Source organism: Rhodobium orientis (assembly GCF_003258835.1).
Classification (GTDB): domain Bacteria; phylum Pseudomonadota; class Alphaproteobacteria; order Rhizobiales; family Rhodobiaceae; genus Rhodobium; species Rhodobium orientis.
On sequence record NZ_NPEV01000048.1, the window covers coordinates 1 to 18,872 of the forward strand.

At 65.2% G+C, this 18,872-nt stretch carries 13 protein-coding genes and 3 tRNA genes; 3 read left to right on the forward strand and 13 right to left on the reverse strand.

Annotation, left to right across the window (positions count from 1 at the left end):
- The 3 genes from CH339_RS18315 to CH339_RS18325 all read right to left on the reverse strand — a co-directional run.
- On the reverse strand, window positions 1-212 hold a 212-nt coding region (locus CH339_RS18315), incomplete at its 3' end, for a GTP-binding protein (RefSeq protein ID WP_245408169.1).
- Window positions 213-369: 157 nt separating this feature from the next.
- Window positions 370-443, reverse strand: a tRNA-Gly gene (locus CH339_RS18320).
- 23 nt (window positions 444-466) lie between these two features.
- A tRNA-Tyr gene (locus tag CH339_RS18325) sits at window positions 467-551 on the reverse strand.
- Between the two features lie 249 nt (window positions 552-800).
- Between CH339_RS18325 and CH339_RS18330 the strand changes: the two genes are divergently transcribed.
- Window positions 801-1,598, forward strand: a complete 798-nt coding sequence (locus CH339_RS18330; RefSeq protein ID WP_111435830.1) for a TrmH family RNA methyltransferase — start codon at window positions 801-803, stop codon at window positions 1,596-1,598.
- A 118-nt stretch (window positions 1,599-1,716) separates the two neighbouring features.
- Here CH339_RS18330 and CH339_RS18335 read toward each other — a convergent pair whose 3' ends face one another.
- Complete coding sequence (locus CH339_RS18335) at window positions 1,717-2,550, reverse strand: hypothetical protein (RefSeq protein WP_111435831.1); 834 nt, start codon at window positions 2,548-2,550, stop codon at window positions 1,717-1,719.
- A gap of 222 nt (window positions 2,551-2,772) precedes the next feature.
- Window positions 2,773-3,189 carry a BA14K family protein gene (locus tag CH339_RS18340; protein ID WP_111435832.1) on the reverse strand — a complete coding sequence of 139 codons (417 nt, stop codon included), beginning with the start codon at window positions 3,187-3,189 and terminating at the stop codon, window positions 2,773-2,775.
- 301 nt (window positions 3,190-3,490) lie between these two features.
- On the opposite strand from CH339_RS18340, the gene CH339_RS18345 reads away from it, so the two are divergent.
- Window positions 3,491-3,566, forward strand: a tRNA-Thr gene (locus tag CH339_RS18345).
- A 250-nt stretch (window positions 3,567-3,816) separates the two neighbouring features.
- Here CH339_RS18345 and torC read toward each other — a convergent pair.
- The 3 genes from torC to CH339_RS18360 form a co-directional block, all read right to left on the reverse strand.
- Window positions 3,817-4,989, reverse strand: a complete 1,173-nt coding sequence (gene torC / locus CH339_RS18350; protein WP_245408170.1) for a pentaheme c-type cytochrome TorC — start codon at window positions 4,987-4,989, stop codon at window positions 3,817-3,819.
- Window positions 4,990-5,136: 147 nt separating this feature from the next.
- Window positions 5,137-7,518: a molybdopterin-dependent oxidoreductase gene (locus CH339_RS18355; RefSeq protein ID WP_146610237.1), complete on the reverse strand. Its 2,382-nt coding sequence runs from the start codon at window positions 7,516-7,518 to the stop codon at window positions 5,137-5,139.
- Window positions 7,519-8,502: 984 nt separating this feature from the next.
- Entirely contained in the window at window positions 8,503-11,304 is a 2,802-nt protein-coding gene (locus CH339_RS18360; RefSeq protein ID WP_111435834.1) for a calcium-binding protein, read from the reverse strand.
- Between the two features lie 296 nt (window positions 11,305-11,600).
- Between CH339_RS18360 and CH339_RS18365 the strand changes: the two genes are divergently transcribed.
- Window positions 11,601-12,272: a TetR/AcrR family transcriptional regulator gene (locus tag CH339_RS18365; protein WP_111435835.1), complete on the forward strand. Its 672-nt coding sequence runs from the start codon at window positions 11,601-11,603 to the stop codon at window positions 12,270-12,272.
- A 32-nt stretch (window positions 12,273-12,304) separates the two neighbouring features.
- Here CH339_RS18365 and CH339_RS18370 read toward each other — a convergent pair whose 3' ends face one another.
- Genes CH339_RS18370 through CH339_RS18390 form a run of 5 tightly spaced genes read right to left on the reverse strand, consistent with a single transcriptional unit; the run spans window position 12,305 to window position 18,868 of the window.
- On the reverse strand, window positions 12,305-13,060 hold the full coding sequence (locus tag CH339_RS18370) for an NAD(P)-binding domain-containing protein (RefSeq protein WP_111435836.1): 756 nt from the start codon (window positions 13,058-13,060) through the stop codon (window positions 12,305-12,307).
- Window positions 13,060-15,105, reverse strand: coding sequence for an NADH:flavin oxidoreductase (locus tag CH339_RS18375; RefSeq protein WP_111435857.1), 2,046 nt, complete (start codon window positions 15,103-15,105; stop codon window positions 13,060-13,062). The genes CH339_RS18370 and CH339_RS18375 overlap by 1 nt, the downstream gene beginning before the upstream one ends.
- A gap of 50 nt (window positions 15,106-15,155) precedes the next feature.
- Entirely contained in the window at window positions 15,156-16,631 is a 1,476-nt protein-coding gene (locus CH339_RS18380; RefSeq protein ID WP_244669217.1) for an FAD-binding oxidoreductase, read from the reverse strand.
- A gap of 10 nt (window positions 16,632-16,641) precedes the next feature.
- Window positions 16,642-17,541: a 4-hydroxy-tetrahydrodipicolinate synthase gene (dapA, locus tag CH339_RS18385; RefSeq protein ID WP_111435837.1), complete on the reverse strand. Its 900-nt coding sequence runs from the start codon at window positions 17,539-17,541 to the stop codon at window positions 16,642-16,644.
- A gap of 22 nt (window positions 17,542-17,563) precedes the next feature.
- Window positions 17,564-18,868: a TRAP transporter large permease gene (locus CH339_RS18390; protein WP_111435838.1), complete on the reverse strand. Its 1,305-nt coding sequence runs from the start codon at window positions 18,866-18,868 to the stop codon at window positions 17,564-17,566.
- Between the last annotated feature and the right edge of the window lie 4 nt (window positions 18,869-18,872).

Here is an 18,872-nt window from a genome sequence, read left to right on the forward strand (position 1 = left end):
TGCCGCGCGTCCGTCTCGTATTCCACATGCGCCGTCGAGATCGTGATGCCGCGCGCCTTTTCTTCCGGCGCAGCGTCGATCTGGTCATACGCCTTGAAGTCACCGAAAAACTTCGTAATCGCGGCCGTCAGCGTCGTCTTGCCGTGGTCCACGTGACCAATCGTCCCGATGTTTACGTGCGGTTTCGTCCGCGCAAACTTCTCTTTCGCCATCGGCGTCGCTCTCTCTGTTTGCCCTCAAGCCAAATCCACCCGCCGCGCGCCGTCCCTTTTCGGGCCGGTCAGGACACAGACAGGATCTCCGTCAGAATCCGTTACCGCCAAGGTTGGAAAGACATTTCTGGAAGCCTGGCCATTCCCAATCGGAACATGGAGCGGGCGATGGGAATCGAACCCACGTCGTAAGCTTGGAAGGCTTCTGCTCTACCATTGAGCTACGCCCGCGCAACTTCAGTGATGTTCGCAAATGGTGGAGGGGGTTGGATTCGAACCAACGTAGGCATAGCCAGCGGATTTACAGTCCGCCCCCTTTAGCCACTCGGGCACCCCTCCGACGATTTGCGCACATCCGGCAACACGGATGGCCAACCAGAAACGCCCCGCCAGGGCGAGGAATCCTGTGGCGCGTGTTATGGCCATCTCGCCCTTGGCTGTCAACGTCCTATTTGCCGCGATTTTTTTGCCGTTCCAGGGCCGGCGCGGACGGTTTGCCGGCATCGGTCCGATCCGCCGCCATCGCCGCACGTATCGCTACCAGGGTCCCCATTGTGAAGGGCTTTTGCGCACCGTATAAGGCGGGCCATGGCACACCCTCCCCATCCCCGCTCCCGGCCGAAAGGCGCCCGGCCCCGCAAACGCGAGACCGCCGGCGACGACGGCCCGCTCCGTCTCTACGGCCTGCACACGGTGGCCGCCGCCCTCGCCAATCCGCATCGCAAGGCGCTCCGCCTGATCGCCACGCCGAACGCGCTTGCCCGGCTCGCCGAACGCGACATCCGGCCGGACGTGCCCGTCACCGAGACGAGCGTCAAGGAGATCAACCGCATGATCGGCGGCGATGCGGTGCACCAGGGGCTCGTCCTGGAGGCCGAGCCGCTCGCGCCCCTCAGCCTTGAGGACCTGGCCGAGACCAGACTCCTCCTCGTCCTCGACCAGACCACCGATCCGCACAATGTCGGCGCCATCCTGCGTTCCGCCGCGGCCTTTGCCGTCGATGCGGTGATCGTGCCGCGCCGCCACAGCGCCGCGGAGACCGCAGCGCTCGCCAAGGCGGCCTCCGGCGCCCTCGACATCGTGCCGCTGGTCGCCGTGCGCAACCTCTCCGACACGCTGGAAGAGCTCGGTAAGGCGGGCCTTGCCCGCATCGGCCTCGACAGCGAGGGCGACGAGCCGCTGGAGGACGCGCTGGAAGCGGACGACGTTGCCGGGCGCCCGCTGGTCGTCGTGCTCGGTTCGGAAGGAAAGGGCCTGAGGCCGCGCACCCGCGCCACCTGCGACCGGCTCGCCCGCCTCGACATGCCGGGCGAGATCAAGAGCCTCAACGTGTCCAACGCCGCCGCCCTGGCGCTCTACGCCGCGACCCGCGCCCGGAAACGCTGACGCCGTCCGCGGTTGGCGCCGGAAAAACGAAAGGGCGCCCGTGCGAGGCGCCCTTCCATGTTGTCTTTTGGGGAGACCGCCGGCGCGCCGGCGATCCCGCCTCTCCCGCCATCAGGCGTCAGCGGCAGAACCGCTGCCGGCCCGGCTTGTAGAAATAGTAGCCGGTGTCGGGATTGAAGGTCCGGTACTTGGCCTCGCAGTACGCATACCACTCAGGCGTCCAGGGTTCCGGTCCATAGCTCGGCGGCGCCGGATCGTCCGCATAGTAGTAGGCCGCGGACGGGATCACGACGACCGTGCTCAGCCACGCATAGGGCCACCAGCCGCCATTGTACCAGTAGTAGCGATGGCCGCGCCAATAGCGCCACGGACGGCCGCCCGGACGTCCCCACCGCGGCGGACGCGGATAACGCCGCCAGATGCGGTTGCGGTTGCGCCAGGCGCGCGGATTACGCACGCGATAGCGCCGGGCCCGATAGCCGCGGTTGCGAAAGCGCCGGTCGCGGCGATAGGCGCGGCGGCGATTGACACGACGCCGGTCGACACGGCGACGATTGACGCGGCGACGGTCGACGCGGCGACGCTGGGCGCGCCGGCGGTTGACGTTCCGGCGACGGTTGACACCCCGGCGATTGGCGCGGCGGCGTTCCGTGCGCAGACGGTTGAGCCGACGCCGGTTCACCCTACGCCGCTGCTGCAGGCCCTGCCTGCGGGCGGCACGCGGGTTGGCGGCGCGACGGTTCTGGCGCCGGAAGCGCCGGCCGTCCTGCACCTTGATGATGTTGGAGGTGGTGGCCCCGCGGTCACCGGCTGCCTTGTTGGCGGCCGGAGCGACGGCAAGCCCGTTGATGAGCCCCGGAGTTCTTGGATTGGCGGACGATGACGATATCGCGCCAATCAGACACACGGTCGCTACGAGACAGGCAAGAGCCCATCTGCCGATGCGGATCATGTTGCTTCTCCCGATCCTGTGACATTAGCCGACCCCTGCCGTTTCATGAGGACCACGAGAAAACGGCATATTCGAGGCACGCGGCAAAAGGCTACCGGGACGCCCCTTAACCGCCGCTTTCCACCGAAGCAGATTATGCCTTTATGGCTAACGCCTTATCGATTTCCGTTAAGGTTTTTGGCCAGCAAGCCGGGTCGTCGATCTCTGCCGTCGATCCTGGAATCATTCGCAGAATTCGTAATGACCGGCGGGCGAGCGATAGGTTCCGGTCTTGCGATCGAAGCTCGGATAGCGCCGCGCGCAGTCGCGCGCCCAGGCATCGGACCAGGGCTGCAGCCCGCCGTCGGCGGACGCCGTACCGCTTGCGGGAGCCTGCGACACCTGAGGAACCGTCGGCGGCATCGGAGGGACCGGCGGCGGCGCGACCGCGCCGGAGCGGTCCGGCATCGCGGCGCCCGGCGGCGCCAGGTAAAGCAGCCCCGGCGTCTTCTTCGACGGCGTGACGTAGCTGCCGAGCCGCGGCGGCCGCTGCTCGATGGTCTCCCACGCCGACTGGGCGATTGCCGGCGGCGCCACCAGACAGCAGACCAGCGCGACGGCCGAAAAGCCCGGATACCGAAGTCGAGCGATCATATCCATTCATCTCCCTGGCCGGGGGGCCTGCGGCAGGAACCAATGCCCGCCACGACTCGCTGGCCGCGCACCATAACGCCGAATAATTGGCAAAACCGTGCCGATCTGAGAAATGAACGCGGAATATGTCGAACCGGGGCGTGCCGGCACCCGCGAAAGGCGCCGTAACCGATCGGGGGCTCCCCCCTCGCCGACCCGGCGTCGCGAGCCGCCCGATGGCAACGGGCGCTCGCATCGCGGCGCCACCGCTCTCCACCACCACGCCCTCTGGCAGGCCCGCAAAGAGCATGGTATCAGCGTTGCTGGAGCCGGTTTAGCTCAGCTGGTAGAGCAACTGATTTGTAATCAGTAGGTCGGGGGTTCGAATCCCTCAACCGGCACCACCCATTAAGATATTGTTTTTATTTGAAATTCGGCTTTCCCGCGAGGTTGCCCTTGGGTTCGATCCGGCACCCGTTGGTATGAGATCGCCGGGCTGCGGGGCCGTGCGTTACGGACGACGGCCCCGAGCAAGCTATCCTGTCCCAGCCACCGGCCCGATCTTCCTGCCCGACGACCGGACAAGTCGCCGGGCCCGGTCACTTGGTCAATCGCCGGGCCGGGCCGGTGCCTCCCCGTCAAAGCCCGGCCCTGTCAATGCCCGGCAATATCGGCCGCATGCATCTGCAGGTATTTCTGCAGGAACCGGTACTGCTCCGTGTCGATGGAGATGTTCTGCTTCATCGAATTGAGGGTACCGATCCACTGATTGGCAACGAAGTGATTGGCCGCCGGGGCCGTATGGCAGGTGGCGCAGGTCGCGCCGTAGAGTTCGGCGCCGTAGGCCCACAATGGCTCGACATTGTCGGTCAGGTCCCTGGCGGGAATCCACACGTCCATCGTCGCCTCGCTCCAGACCTGGCCGGTGTCGGCATCGGTCTGGGATGCGCCCGACGAGACCAGATCGGTCGCCGCCGGGCTGAGGGCGGCAACGAAGATCCGCTTGCCGGCACGGGCATAGACGACCCGGTCGACGTTTTCCTGTCGCCAGCCCGTGGCCCGAACCTTCAACTGGTCGCCGTCGCGTTCCAGCACCTCCACCGGCGTCGCCGCCAGCAGCCGGCCGGCCGCGCGTCCACCCTCGCCCGCCTTTTCGGCTGTGAAGCCGATGGTCGTCAGCGTGTAGTAGGTATCGCCGGGCTGCGGCGACAGGGCGGAAGCCGAGGCAACGATGTCTGACCACATGGATTTGAAGCCGCTCGTCATGTCCGGCATCTTGTGGGCGATGCCCTTGTGACAGTCGATGCAGGTATCGCCGTCGGCCATCGCCTTCTGCATCCGCTTTGCCGCTTCCGGACGCTGCTTTTCGAAATGCATGGCGGTGAAGGAATGGCAGTTGCGGCACTCGCGCGAGTCGGTCGCCTTCATGGTGTCCCAGACGCGCTGGGCCATGGTCAGACGGTGCGCCTCGAACTTCTCCTTCGTGTCTATGGTGCCGATGACCTTGTGAAAGAGTTCGTTGGAGGCCTGGATCTTGCGCACCACCTTGTGCACCCAGTCCTTCGGCACGTGGCAGTCGGAGCAGATGGCGCGCACGCCCGATGCGTTCTTGAAGTGAACGGTTTGCTTGTACTCCTGATAGACGTTGTCGCGCATTTCGTGACAGGAGATGCAGAACTCCAGGCTGTTGGTCATCTCCATCGCCGTGTTGAAGGCACCCCAGAACAGGACGCCGCCGATGCCGCCGGCGACAAGGACGGCTGCCAGCGGCAAGCCGGTGTAGGGCGACCAGAGCCAGCCCCAGAATTTGCGCAATCGTGCGAGCACTGAACTCTCCATGCCGATTGCCCCGTTGCCGGCCGGCATCGCGTGCCGAGCCGTAACCGCCCCGGGGTCAGAGGAAGGAATTTCCCCGATATCGATGCCCGACAGGCCCCGGCCGGCCGCGCCGGCCGGGGACAATGGTGTCGGAGCCTAGACGGCCGGGTCGAACGCCGTCACAGCCGGTGCCGGCTGGTCGTACTTTTCGACCTCGACGATGGCCGTGCCGGCGATCGTCGCCTGGGCGAAGCGCGAGGTCAGCGGATCCTCGCGGGTCAGGTTGTTCGGCGAGCCGTACTTGTCGAGCGCACCGATCTCACCGGGCTTGTCCGGATTGTACCAGGCACCCTCATGCAGGCAGATCGTTCCCGCCGCGATATCGTCCGAGACGACCGCACCGGCAAGAGTCTGTCCGCGCTCGTTGAACAGCCGGACGATATCGCCCGACGCGATCCCGCGGGCGGCCGCATCCTCGCTGTTGATGTAGGCCGGCTCACGGCCCTCAACGGCGTATTCCTCGCGCATCGTCGTATTGCACATCTGCGAGTGCAGACGGTGCGGCGGATGCGGAGAAATGAGCTGCAGCGGGTACTTGTCGGCGTGGGCGCTGCCGCGCCATTCGACCGGCTCCATCCAGGTCGGATGCTTCGGGCAGTCCTCGTCGTAGCCGAGCTTGGCAACGAACGGCGAGACGAACTCCAGGAGCCCGGTCGAGGTACCGAGCGGATTGAGCAGCGGATCCTCGCGGAAATCGGCCAGGTGCACGTAGTCGCCCTTGCCCATCGGGAATTCGATGACCCCCTCGCCGGCCCAGAACTCGTCGAAGGACGGCATCTCAACCGTCTGCGACTTCTCCTTGGCGTCGTTGTAGAGCATCTCGACCCAGTCCATTTCCGACCGGCCCTCGGTGTAGGCGTCGCCGAAGCCGAGCCGCTCGGCGAACTCGGTCAGGATGTCGTAGTCGGTCCGCGACTTGTACTGCGGGTCGACGGCGGCATGCGAAGCGATCACCAGGTTCATGACCTGGCCGAGGTCGTTGCGCTCCAGGTCGCTCGATGCCGGCAGGATGATGTCGGCGAACCGGGCGCTCGGCGTCCACCACGGATCCTGGACGATGACGGTTTCCGGCGACTGGAATGCCTTGACCACCCGGTTGGTGTCCTGATGGTGGGTGAACTGATTGCCGCCCGAGGTATAGACGAGACGGATATCGGGATAGGTGATCTCGCGTCCCTTGTATTCGATCGTCTTGCCCGGGTTGAGATAAGCATCGGTCAGGCAGGCGATCGGGAACGGGTCCGGCACGGCGTTCTTGCCGCGCGGGGTGCCGCCGACGCGGGGCATGTCGGCCTTGGGGAACCCGCCGTCGGCATAGTGGGCGCCGAAGGTCAGGCCGCCACCGGGCAGGCCGAGCTGGCCGAGCATGGACGCAAGCGCGACGAGCGTCCAGGGCGCGTGCTCGCCGTGATGCTGGCGCTGGGTGGACCAGCCGCAGACGATCGTCGTGCGGGTGTTCGCCATCTTGCGGGCAAGTTCGCGGATCGCATCGGCCGGAACGCCGGTGATCTCCGCCGCCCAGTCCGCGCTCTTGGCCTGGCCGTCGCTCTCGCCGGTCAGATACGCAGAGAACTCGTCGAAGCCGAAGGTGCAGTTGGCAATGAACTCGGCGTCGTGCAGCTTCTCGGTATAGAGGGTGTGCATCATGCCGAGCGCGAGCGCGGTATCGGTGTTCGGCCGCACCGGCATCCAGGTGCAATCGAGCCCCTGCACCGTTTCGGACCGCATCGGATCGAGCGCGATGACCTCGATCGGCGCGTCCTTCAGCTCCCGCCAGGCCGCCGTCATGTAGCGCCCGGACAGGATCCGGGAGGTCGCCAGCGGATTGGCGCCCCAAAGCACGATGAGCTTGGCGTTGTTGCGGATCGACGGCCACTCGCTGGTCAGCATCGGCCCGCCCCAGGCAACCGCCGGCAGGATTTCCGAAACCGCCTGGTTGGAATAGTTGCCGAAGAAGGTCGAGGAGCCGCCATAGCCGTTAAGGAAGCGCTGCAGCAGGGATTCCGTCTTGTAGAAATGGGCGTGGTTGCTGGCCCAGGAGCTCTTGCCGCGATGCAGCGAAGCGTTGCCATAGGTCGTCTTGACCCGCTCCATCTCCGCGGTGACGATCTTGGAGACCTCGTCCCAGCTCACTTCGACGAAGTCGCCGCTGCCGCGATCGGTGCGGTCGCTCTTTTCGCGGTTCTTCAGGAAATCGCGACGCACCGTCGGCGCCTTGACGCGGGCCCGGTTATAGAGCCGGTCGGGCATCGAGTTGATCAGCTCCCAGGACGCACCGACCTGCTTCAGCGGCTCGACCGAGGTCACCGTTCCGTCCTTCTTGACCAGCCACATCGGACCGAAGGCGGTGTTGACGAGCACGCGACCGTTGGCGACGCCCCCGGCGCCGGATGCGGCCCTGGCCAGATGGGGCAGTATCATCGTGCTGAGCGCGGCGCCGGGGACGATATCCCGGATGAATTCCCTGCGACTTACCATGGGTTTGATGTCCTTTTTCAAAGGCCCGACCTGTGCCGTCGAAAGCGGGCGGATCCGGCGACCGGACGCTATTGCAGGCTTTCGATACCGTTCTCCCGGGCGCGACGGCTGTCGCACCTGGAAAGAGATCCCAATCCGGACGGCGTGATCCAGATCGGGGAAGGTGGGTGATCCGGATCGGGAACGAATTTTCAGGAAGACATGCGGGACCGGTCGTTGCCTGGAACGCGCGGGCCTGTCCACAAGGACCGAAGGTCAGCGGATAATTCCATCAAACCGGTTCTGGTGCCCCCCCGGGCATGAACGGCCAGAAGATCCCTTCGGGTGGCCGCTCGACGCTTTCGGCTCTCATTTGCGAGTCGAGAACGAAACAGTGCATAGCAAGATACAAAGTTATTAGCAAGAAAAAATCTTTAATAGAGAACTGTTTTATTAAAAATATACCGCTTTAGATATGTATTAGGAATTTTGTTGATCTAAATCAAAGAAAAAATAAAGTAATTTAATGTCCGAAATTACTATTTAGAATATTTCAAAAACGAATGAAGCACAATACCATCGATACCGAATTGTCATAATTACTCAGAAAGTCCACATAGTAGCGCCAAAGAATACTTTATGGTTGCATTGCACCCAAAAATGTCTGGATACGTGTCCGCCATGTCCGGGATTTCCCGACCCCGTTGGGCCGGCCGGAACGGGCGGTGTCCGGCACGCAGGAATCCACCTGACCGGAACATTCGCCTGCTGCCGGGGATGTTCGATCGCGGCCGCGGCAACATGCTCAACACCAGCGCCGTTGCCCGCAGGCGCGGCGATTTCGTCGAAAACGCCGATTCCGCAGCGGTCGAAGCCGGATCATGGAAGCGACGAAATCGCCGGCGGCCGACACCATCGCCAAAGGCGTCCGTGTCAAAGCGCCCGAGCGAGCGGGCGCGGGCCGGCGCCTCCCCGCAAGCCGATCACCCCGCGCCGTGCCGTCGCTCAGATCAGAAAATCGTCGTGGTGGAGGAGATGGTGGACATTGAGGCCAAGATCGTGGTTGGCATCGTCCGCTTGCGCCAGCGCGTTCGTCTGCTCAGCCAGTTCCACCGCCTTGCCGGCCTTGAACACCTTGGAGCCGAACTGCAGCTTTTCGACATTTGAGAGAATGTCGGTTCCGAACGCGCCCTTGGTGTCGACGACCTTGATCCTGCCGCCGCCGATTTCGGTGACCTCATAGCGGCCGATACCGCCCTTGAATATCGCCGTGTCGTCGCCGCCGCCACCGTTGATCCGGTCATTGCCGCTGCCGCCGGACAACCGATCGCTGCCGCCGCCGCCGAACAGCACGTCGTTCTGACCGCCACCGGACAGATAGTCCTTGCCGCCTTGACCGTTCAGACTGTCAGCACCGGCGCCGCCGTTCAGCAAGTCGTTGTGATTGCCGCCGAACAGCCGGTCGTTCTGACCGCCACCGAAGAGCTTGTCGCTGCCACTGCCCCCCTGCAAGACGTCGTTGCCGGAGCCGCCGGCAAGCTTGTCGTTCTGGCCGCCGCCGGACAAATAGTCCTTGCCGCCATTACCTTTCAGGAAGTCGGAGCCGCCGCCGCCGATCATGGCGTCGTTCTGGCCGCCGCCGGACAGAAAATCGTTGCCGCCGTTGCCTCTCAGCGTATCGGCGCCGCTGCCGCCGAACAGCTTGTCGCTGCCCCCGCCGCCGAACAACAGGTCACTGCCGCCATTGCCGGCGATGACGTTGGCGCCACCGTTGCCGGCGATGACGTTGGCGCCGCCATTGCCGGCGCCGTTGATATTGCCGGAACCGGTCAAGCGCAGGTCCTCGGTGTCGCCGGACAGGTTGAAGCTCACGGAGGCAATGACCCGGTCGTGGCCGCCGCCGCCGAACACCCGATCGCCGCTATTGTCGACCACGTACACGTCATTGCCCTGACCGCCAGCCATCGTATCCCGGCCGGAACCGCCATTCAGCGTGTCGTTGCCGCTATTGCCGACGAGGAGATCATTGCCGCCGTTGCCGTTCAGCCTGTTGCTGCCGCCATTGCCGGTGATCGTGTTGGCGCCACCGTTTCCGGTGCCGTTGATGTTGCCGGAACCGGTCAGCCTCAGGTCCTCGGTGTCGCCGGACAGGTTGAAGCTCACGGCGGCAATGACCCGGTCGTGGCCGCCGCCGCCGAACACCCGGTCGCCGCTGTTGTCGACCACGTACACGTCATTGCCCTGACCGCCGGCCATCGTATCCCGGCCGGAACCGCCATTCAGCGTGTCGTTGCCGCTATTGCCGACGAGGAGATCGTTGCCACCGTTGCCGTTCAGCCTGTTGTTGCCGCCATTGCCGATGATCTTGTTGGCCGCCCCGTTGCCCGTGCCGTTGATGTTGCCGACGCCGGTCAATGTCAGGTTCTCGGTGCCGTCGGAAAGGCTGAAGCTCGCAGAGGCGAAGACCTGGTCGGTGCCGCTGCCGCCGAACGCCCGGTCGCCGCTGTCGTCGACGATGAAGACATCGTTGCCGGCACCGCCCGTCATGGTGTCGGCGCCGGCGCCGCCATTGAGGGTGTCGTTGCCGTCGCCACCCTTGATGGGATCGTCACCCTCCCCGCCGGTCAGCGCATTGCCGTTGTCGTCGCCGATGATCGGCGCGCCGAAGGTGCGCTGGTAGACGCCGTTGGCGTCGCCGTCCTGTTCATCGGAGGCCCAGCTTATGACGAAGCCGCCGTCGGGAAGCGCCGTGACATCCGGCGAGGTCTGCCAGTCTGCGGTCGTCGTGTTGACCGCCATCTTGCCGCCGACTTCCGTGCCGTTGGCGTCAAAGCGCTGCGCGAAGATGTCGTATTTGGTGTCGTCATCCCATTCGGTCCAGGTGACGACCCAGCCACCGTCGGCGAGAGCGGTAACGGAGGGGGAGACCGTATTTTCTCCCGTGCCGACCTCCGTGACGCCGCCGACCGCATTGCCGTTGGCGTCAAAGCGCTGCTGGGCGATCGCGACCCCATCGTAGTTCTTTTCGATGCTCCAGGTGACGACCCAGCCGCCGTCCGCCAGCGTGGTGATCGCCTGGCCCGAGTAGCTTTCGCCCCATGGCGGGTCGATCTGGACGATATCGCCGACTGCGTCGCCGTCGGCGTCAAAGCGCTGCGCTCGGATAAACCACTGGTTGCCAGGCTGCTGCAGGAGATTCCAGGCCGCGATCCAGCCGCCGTCGTCAAGGTGGCTCACGACGGGAGAGGTGACCGCGCCGTCCGCGTAGTCGACCAACATCGTTTCCCCGCCGACCGGATCGCCGTCGGCATCGTAGCGCTGCTGGAAAAGCCCGCGCGAAGAACCGTATTCGCTCGTCATTGCGAAGGCCACGATCCAGCCGCCATCGGCAAGACCGGTCACACTGGGGTTCGTCTGATTGTCGATGGTGGTCGTGTTGACCTGGGTCTCCACGCCGACCGTGTCGCCGTCGGCGTCATAGCGCTGCTGATAGACACCCGACCGGCTGCCGTCCTGGTTTTGCGACGTCCAGGTGACGATCCAGCCGCCGTCATCGAGTATCGCCACGTCCCGGGCATACTGGGAGGCGCTGGTTTCCGTGTTGACCCGGGTCTCGGTGCCGACCGCCGTGCCGTCGGCGGCATAGCGCTGCAGGTAGACGCCGCCGCCGTTGCCGTCCTGATCGATGCTCGTCCATACGATCACCCAGCCGCCGTCATCGAGGGTGGTCATGGCCGGAGTGTATTGGGCGCCGGTCGTTTCCGTGTTGACCAGGATCTCGTCGCTTGCCGTGAAGTTGGTTCCCATCGTCGTCTACTCTCTTTGGATGCGGCCATCGTCACGACGTTTGCCGCATAGGTATTCGTTCGCAGGACCGTCTGCGTTCGGTCGTGCGTCAGTAATCCCGGCTCGGAAAACCTCGCCGGGTCACGTGCGTTCGCGCTATGCTGTTGTCGTCTGGCCCCTGCGCGATTTAGCCCGAACAGGCGCCTATCCTTGTCAGTCGGATAGCTATAAGATCAGAATCCGAATTCCGATTCGATATTATGGCTGTGCGAATGGCTGTCAAGATATACGGGCCATAAATATTATCCGGGTGAGCCGTGAGCGTCGACAATTCCGCCATCATCGAGAAACACTGGCAGCGCATCGCCCAGCAGCGGCGCAGCAAGAAAACCCACGAGGCATTGCTCGATGCGGCCGAGGGGCTGATCCTGGAAGGGGGCGCGGACGCGGCCACGATCGGCGCGATCGCGACGCGCGCCGGCGTATCCGTCGGCTCGGTCTACCACCACTTCCGGGACAAGAAGGCGATCTTCGTCGCCCTCAGCCAGCGCACGCTGGAGTTCTTCCAGTCGCTCTACGCCGGCTTCGAGGACCCGGCCATGTGGAAGGACAGCACGGTTCGGGACCTGATCCGTGTCTATCTGGAGGTCTCGGTATCAACGCTGAAGCACCAGGTGGTGGCGCGGCACGCGGCCGGCGCCGTCGCCGCCGATCACCCGGAATTCGCCAAGGACTTCGCCAGGACCATGGTCTGGGGCCGCGAAATCGCCCTGAAGCATATCCTCGCCCACAAGCACGAAATCGGCCGGCCTGATCCCGAACGGGCCGCCCGGATCGTCCTCGACCAGCTTTCCGCTATGTATGCAGGTCACATCGATCCCGGCCGGCGCTCCATCGCGCTGGAGCCGATGGACGACGCAGTGTTCGTCGAAGAAGCCTTGAGGATCGCAGGCGCCTATCTTGCCCTGAAGACGCCCGAAGAGCGCTGAGACCGGCCCCGGCAGTCCGTTCGCCGAACGCTCTAGGACTTTGCCGGCCGTTCCAGCCGGTCGAGCCCGGCGGTGAGCGCGTCATAGACGCCGGCCTCACCCATATGCTCACGGAGCCTGGCATTGTAGCCGTCGGGTGTCGAGAGTTCGCCGATCATGCGGGCGATGACGCCCGGCATATCGAGCGGATCGGCGGTGAGGCCGCCGCCGATCAGCAGTCGCAGGAAGGTCTCCGCGGCCGCCACATCGCCCGTGCGCGCGCCGAGCCAGTCGCTCGCCACCTGAATCTCCTTGAGCACCGGCGACAGCAGCGCCTGAGCGGCGAGATAGTGGTCGAAGGCCGCCGCATCCGGCATCGCGATCACGGTGTTGCTGTGGCCGAACAACGCGTCGAGCAGCGCCGATTCCGGAAAGGCGAGGATCGGCGAGCCGCCATGGGCGATGAACGTGAACGGGATCATCAGCGCCTCGGCACTTGCCGGCGCAACGAGATCGGCGATCTCATCCAGGCTCAGCCCGACCATCAAGGAGACGACGCGCTGGTCGGCGCGAAAGGTGAGGTCCTTGAGGACCGCGGGCGCGACATTGCCCCTCATGCCGAGAAAGACGACGTCGCTGGCGTCGATGACGCCCTGGTTCGACGCCACCGTCACATTGTCGAAGGCCGCCGAGAGCGCCGCCGCAGTGTCCGCATTGCGCTCCGAGACCGTGATCTCGTGGCCGTCGGCGGCGATCCCGCGCACCACGGCGCTGGCGATGGTTCCCGTTCCAATCGTTCCGATCCGCATCAAATATCCTTCATCAGCCTGAGGGCGTCGTAGATCGCCGCATGGGTGTTGCGGGCGCTGACCGCATCGCCAATGCGAAACAGCATGAAGCCGCCGTCCGGATTGCGCCGGACCGTCTGTCGGCGGCCGTCGATGAGGTCACCGTAGTCGACGGCGCCGCCATTGGCCGACAGCGGCTTCAGCTCGAAATAGAGGTCGGCGAGCGGCAGCGTGCCGTAGTTGACCACCACTTGGTCGTAGAGCTTTTCGCTGGTGAAATCGCTGTAGTCGGTGCCGATGGTGGCCTTCAGCCGGTTGCCGTCGCGGGCAACGCCGAGCAGCCGGCGCGTCACGGTGAAGGTGACGTCCTTGTCCTGCAGCGCGCGCATATAGGGCACGAGGTTCATGCCCATGATGTCCGGCGCGAACACCCGGTCCGGCGTCATCACCTCGACCGTAGAGCCGGCATTGGCCGCGACCTCGGCCGCCATCAGGCCGGGATGGTCGCCGCTCTCGTCATAGATGAGGACGTTCGCAGCCGGCTTGACGTCGCCGGCGATGATGTCCCAGCTCGTCACCACGAGGCTCTCCTCGGGGCCGCTTTCGTATAGCTCCACATTGGGCAGCCCGCCGGTCGCAACGATGACGACGTCCGGATCGAGCGCGGTGACGTCGTCGGCTTCGGCCCAGGTGTTGAAGTGGAACGTCACGCCCTTGGCCTCGCACTGTGCAATCCGCCAGTCGATGATCGACAGCATCTCGCGCCGGCGCGGGTTCTGCGCCGTCAGGCGAACCTGTCCGCCGGCATGGGGCTGGACCTCGAAGACGGTGACCTCGTGGCCGCGCTCCGCCGCGGCCCGCGCGGCTTCCAGGCCCGCCGGCCCGGCACCGACTATGACCACCTTCTTCTTGGTGTCGGCCGGGGCGATCTCGTGCGGCATCGTCAGCTCGCGCCCGGTCGCCGGATTGTGGATGCACAGCGCCTCGCCCGCCTGGTAGATGCGGTCGAGGCAGTAGGTGGCGCCGACGCAGGGACGGATGTCCTCCTCGCGCCCGGTCATGATCTTCCTGACCACATGCGGGTCGGCCATATGGGCGCGGGTCATGCCGACCATGTCGAGGAGCCCGGAGGCAACCGCATGGCGCGCCGTGGCGACGTCCGGGATCTTGGCCGCATGGAAGGTCGGCATGCCGGTCGCCGCCTTGACCGCGCCGGCGAAATCGAGGTGCGGCGCGTTCTTCATGCCCTGCACCGGAATGACGTCGGTCATCGCCGGGTCGGTGTGAATGCGGCCGCGGATGACGTTGAGGAAGTCGACCAGCCCGCTGTCGGCGAGCCGCTTGGAGATTTCGATCCCCTCCTCGGCGTCGATGCCCCCGGCCTCGGCCTCGTCGGCGGTGTAGCGCACGCCGACGATGAAGTCCTCGCCGACCCGCTCGCGCACGGCCTTCAGCACGTCCATCGGCATCTTCATGCGGCTGTCGAGTGTTTCTCCGCCATAGGGGCCGTCGAGGTCGTTGGTCAGCGGCGACCAGAACTGGTCGAGCAGATGGCCGTAGACCTGCAGCTCGATGCCGTCCATGCCGCCCGCCTTCATGCGTTCCGCGGCGTCGGCGAAATCGGCGATGATCCGTTCGATGTCCCAGTCTTCGGCGAGCTTGGGGAAGGACCGGTGCGCCGGCTCGCGGTGCTTGGAGGAAGAGACGGAGGGCAGCCAGTCGCCCTTGGCCCAGCCCGTGCGCCGGCCGAGATGGGTGAGCTGGATCATCACCGCGCAGCCATGCTCGTGGCAGGCGTCGGTGAGCCGCTTCGTCCAGGGCACCACCTCGTCCTTATAGGCGAGGATGTTGTTGAAGACCGGCGGGCTGTCGCGGCTGACGGCGGCCGAGCCGGCGGTCATGGCGAGCGCGAGGCCCGCCCTCGCCCGCTCCGCGTGATAGGCGACGTAGCGGTCCTTCGGCATGCCGTCTTCCGGATAGGCCGGCTCATGCGCCGTCGTCATGATCCGGTTCTTGAGGGTCAGGTGCTTGAGTTGAAAGGGCTCAAGAAGCGGATCGTTGTTCATCTTTTCCTCGTCCAACACGCGCTGCCGAAACCCGCCCTGCCGGCGGGTCGCTAGTTACCGAAAAGCACACCTGGATTCATCAGATTGTCGGGATCGAACGCGGCCTTCATCCGCGTCATCATTTCATAGCGCAGCGGGTCGCAGAGGCGCTGCAACTCGCCGGTCAGCTTGCGCCCGATGCCATGCTCGGCGCTGAACGAGCCGCCGAGCGCCGCCGCGACGTCGTGGAACGCGACCATCACCTCGTCGGCCTTGGCATCGCGCGCCTCTTCGGAGCCGAGCCCCTGCCAGTAGTCGTGCGGGAACATCAGGATGTAGTGCACGTTGCCGTCGCCGAGATGGGAGACCACGACGATCTCGGCCTCCGGGAAGGCATCCGCCGCGCCCCGGTCGGCCGTATGGATGAATTCGGCCGCCCGCGAATTGCGGATCGAGATGTCGAGGACGACACCGACCCCTTCCTTCTTGTTGGACTCCGACAGGCTGTGCCGGACGCGCCAGATCTCTTCCGCCTGCGCCTTGCTCTGGGCAAGGAACCCGTCCTCGACCAGCCCGTCCTCATAGGCCGCGGCCAGGAAGGTCTCGAACCGGGCGTGAAGGTCCAGATCGCCGTCCGGACTGCCGAGCTCGATCATCAGGTTCCAGGCGGGCGTCGTCTCGAACGGCATCCGGAGGCCCGGCACATGCCGAAAGGCGATGTCGACCTGGCTCGCCGACAACAGCTCGAAGGCCTGGATGTAGGGGTCGCAATCGTCCTGCAGCCGGCTGAGAAGGGTGAGTGCGTCCGCCGGGTCCTTGACCGAGACCCAGGCATTGGCCTCGGAGCGGAGCTCCGGGAACATGCGCAATACGGCGCCCGTGATGACGCCGAGCGTGCCCTCCGCACCGACGAAGCAGTGCTTGAGGTCGTATCCGGTGTTGTTCTTTTTCAGGCCGGCAAGGTCCGACAGCACCCGGCCGTCGGCAAGGACGACCTCGACGCCGGCGACGAGGTCCCGCATCGGGCCATAGCGCACGACACCGGTGCCCCCGGCATTGGTCGAGATCAGGCCGCCGATCTGGGCGCTGCCCTCGCTGCCGAGATACATCGGCACCTGCCGCCCGACAGCCGCCGCCTCCTCATGCGCATTGGCGAGGATGACGCCGGCATCGACGGTCATCAGGTTGGCGGTCCGGTCGATCTCGCGGATCCTGTTCATGCGGTTGAGCGCAATGACGAGGCCCGGCGTATTGCCGGGCCCGCCGCTGCCGGGAACCGTGCCGTAGCAAAGGCCCGTATTGCCGCCCTGGGGGAACACCGGGACCCCGGCGGCCGTCGCCAGACGGACCGCGGCACTCACCTCTTCCGTCGTCGCCGGCAGCACGACCGCCAGGGCCGTGCCGCGCTTGCGCCCGCGCCAGTCGACGACGAAGGGCTCCATCTCTGCCGGCTCGGTGATCAGGCCCTTCGGGCCCAGCAGCTCCTGCAGCTCGGCGACCAGCGGCGCCGGTCCGGCCGCAACGGGGGACGGTGACGCAGACGACATTCAGGCCTCCTTACGCCGCCTCTGCCGCGCTGAGGAGTTGCGCGGTCTCCTTCAGGAGGGCGACGGTCTCCTCGCTCGGATCGGTCAGCGGCAGGCGCACGCTGCCGACCGGCATGCCGACGATCTCCATGTATTTCTTCAAGGGGCCCGGATTGGTCTCGCGGAACACCACGTCGATCAGCATGTCGAGTTCGCGGCTCGCCGCAACGGCTTCGGCCAGCTTGCCCTGGCGGGCGATCTCGAAGACCTTGATCCAGCGCTCCGGATAGATGGTGGCGGTGGCCAGCACGCCGCCGCGGGCGCCAAGCGCCACATGGGTGGCGAACAGCGGCTCCTCGCCGCTCAGCACCGACATCTTATCGCCGGCGAATTTCACCGTCTTCAGGAACTCCGGCATATCGTAGTTGGAGTACTTGATGCCGATTGCGACGCCGTCCTCGGCGAGCGCCTGCACGGTTTCCGCCTTCAGCTCCACATTGGTCCGGCGCGGGATCTGGTAGAGCACCAGCGGCAGGTCGACCGCATCGCGGTAGTTCTTGAAATAGGCCCGCATGCCCTCCTGGGGGCCGGTCGCGTAATAGGGCGTCACCGGCATCAGGCCGGAGGCCCCCGCCGTCTTGAAATTCTTGCCCGCCTCCACGGCGTCCTCAAAACCGGTCGACAGCACACCCGGGATCACCGGCTTGCCGCCGGCGGCCTCAACGCAGATGGCGACCATCTCCGCCCGCTCCTGCCGCGAGAGCGCCGTGTATTCGCCCGTGCCGCCGATCGGCACGATGCCCGAGGCGCCGGAGGCGATCTGGAACTCCACGAGCTTTGTGAGCGCCGCCTTGTCCAGCTTCCTGTCCGGCGTGAACGGGGTGACGATGGCGGTGAACAGGCCGTTGAGGTCGGTCATTGATAGGGTCATGGGTCTCTCTTGCATTGCTGGATCAGTCGACAAAGCCGAACAGCCGAGGGAGGGTCAGCGAGACGGCGGGAACGTAGGTGACGATCATCAGGACGATGAGGTTCGATGCCAGGAACGGCAGGCTGCGCCAGACGATCTTGCCGAGCGGCACCCGGCTGATCGCCGAGCCGAGATAGAGCGCCATGCCGAAGGGCGGCGTCATCAGGCCGATCATCACGTTGACGACCATGATCACGCCGAAATGGATCGGATCGACGCCCATGGCGACGACGATCGGCGTAAACAGCGGGGCGAACAGCAGAAGCTGGACGGAATCGCTGATCCACAGCCCGTTGAACAGGAAGAAGACGTTGAGCAGCAGCAGCAGCATCCAGGGCTGGATGTCGAGCCCCTGGACCAGCGCCGACAGGTCCGAGGGCACCCGCTCGCTGGCGAACACCCAGCTTATCACCGTGGCGAAACCGACGATCAGATAGACCGAGGCCGAGGTCCGCGCGGCCCGGTCGAGGATCCCCCAGAACACCTTCAGCGACAGGTTCCGATAGGCCAGCACGCCGACGAAGAGCGCGTAGAACACCGCGATCGCGGCGGCCTCGGTTGCGGTGAAGACGCCGCCGACGATGCCGCCGATGATGATCACCGGCATGAACAGCGCCCAGAACGCGTCGAACACGATGCGCAAGGCGACGGCGAAATTGAGCCCCGGCACCGGATTGCGCGGAAAGCCGTGGCGGCGGGCAAGGAAGAAGATCAGCACCATCTGCGCCAGCCCCAGCATCATGCCGGGCACGGCACCGGCCAGGAACAGCGCGGCAACCGAGGTGTTGGTCAGGCTGGAAAAGATGATCAGCGGGATCGAGGGCGGAATGATCGGCCCCTGGATCGCCGAGGAGACGGTGAGCGCGGCGGCGAAGTCGCGGTCGTAGCCGTCCTTCCGCATCATGTCGATCTCGACCGGGCCCATCGCCGAGATGTCGGCAAGCGCGGAGCCGGAGACACCGGAGAACATCATCGAGCCGACGACATTCACATAGGCGATGCCGCCGCGCAGGCGCCCGACCAAGAGCCGCGAGAAGCCGACCAGCCGGTCGGTCATGCCGATCGACGTCATGATCTCGCCGGCAATGACGAAGAGCGGGATCGACAGCCAGATGAAGACGTCCATGCCGGTAAAGAACTTGTGGACGTAGACATCGAGCATGGAGCTCATGCCCGGCTTGATGAAGAAGTAGGACAGGCCCGCAAAGCCGATCGCGAAGATCACCGGGCTGCCGAGGAACATCAGGCCGATGAGGAGGCCGATGATGATGAGGAGTGTCGGATCCATGTCG

What these genes read in the sequence shown, in the direction of transcription:
- CH339_RS18360 (WP_111435834.1), bottom strand. Translation starts at nt 11,304, where the DNA reads ATGGGAACCAACTTCACGGCAAGCGACGAGATCCTGGTCAACACGGAA.
- dapA (WP_111435837.1), bottom strand. Translation starts at nt 17,541, where the DNA reads ATGACCCTATCAATGACCGACCTCAACGGCCTGTTCACCGCCATCGTC.
- CH339_RS18330 (WP_111435830.1), top strand. Translation starts at nt 801, where the DNA reads ATGGCACACCCTCCCCATCCCCGCTCCCGGCCGAAAGGCGCCCGGCCC.
- CH339_RS18355 (WP_146610237.1), bottom strand. Translation starts at nt 7,518, where the DNA reads ATGGTAAGTCGCAGGGAATTCATCCGGGATATCGTCCCCGGCGCCGCG.
- CH339_RS18375 (WP_111435857.1), bottom strand. Translation starts at nt 15,105, where the DNA reads ATGAACAACGATCCGCTTCTTGAGCCCTTTCAACTCAAGCACCTGACC.
- CH339_RS18380 (WP_244669217.1), bottom strand. Translation starts at nt 16,631, where the DNA reads ATGTCGTCTGCGTCACCGTCCCCCGTTGCGGCCGGACCGGCGCCGCTG.
- CH339_RS18340 (WP_111435832.1), bottom strand. Translation starts at nt 3,189, where the DNA reads ATGGATATGATCGCTCGACTTCGGTATCCGGGCTTTTCGGCCGTCGCG.
- CH339_RS18390 (WP_111435838.1), bottom strand. Translation starts at nt 18,868, where the DNA reads ATGGATCCGACACTCCTCATCATCATCGGCCTCCTCATCGGCCTGATG.
- CH339_RS18370 (WP_111435836.1), bottom strand. Translation starts at nt 13,060, where the DNA reads ATGCGGATCGGAACGATTGGAACGGGAACCATCGCCAGCGCCGTGGTG.
- CH339_RS18335 (WP_111435831.1), bottom strand. Translation starts at nt 2,550, where the DNA reads ATGATCCGCATCGGCAGATGGGCTCTTGCCTGTCTCGTAGCGACCGTG.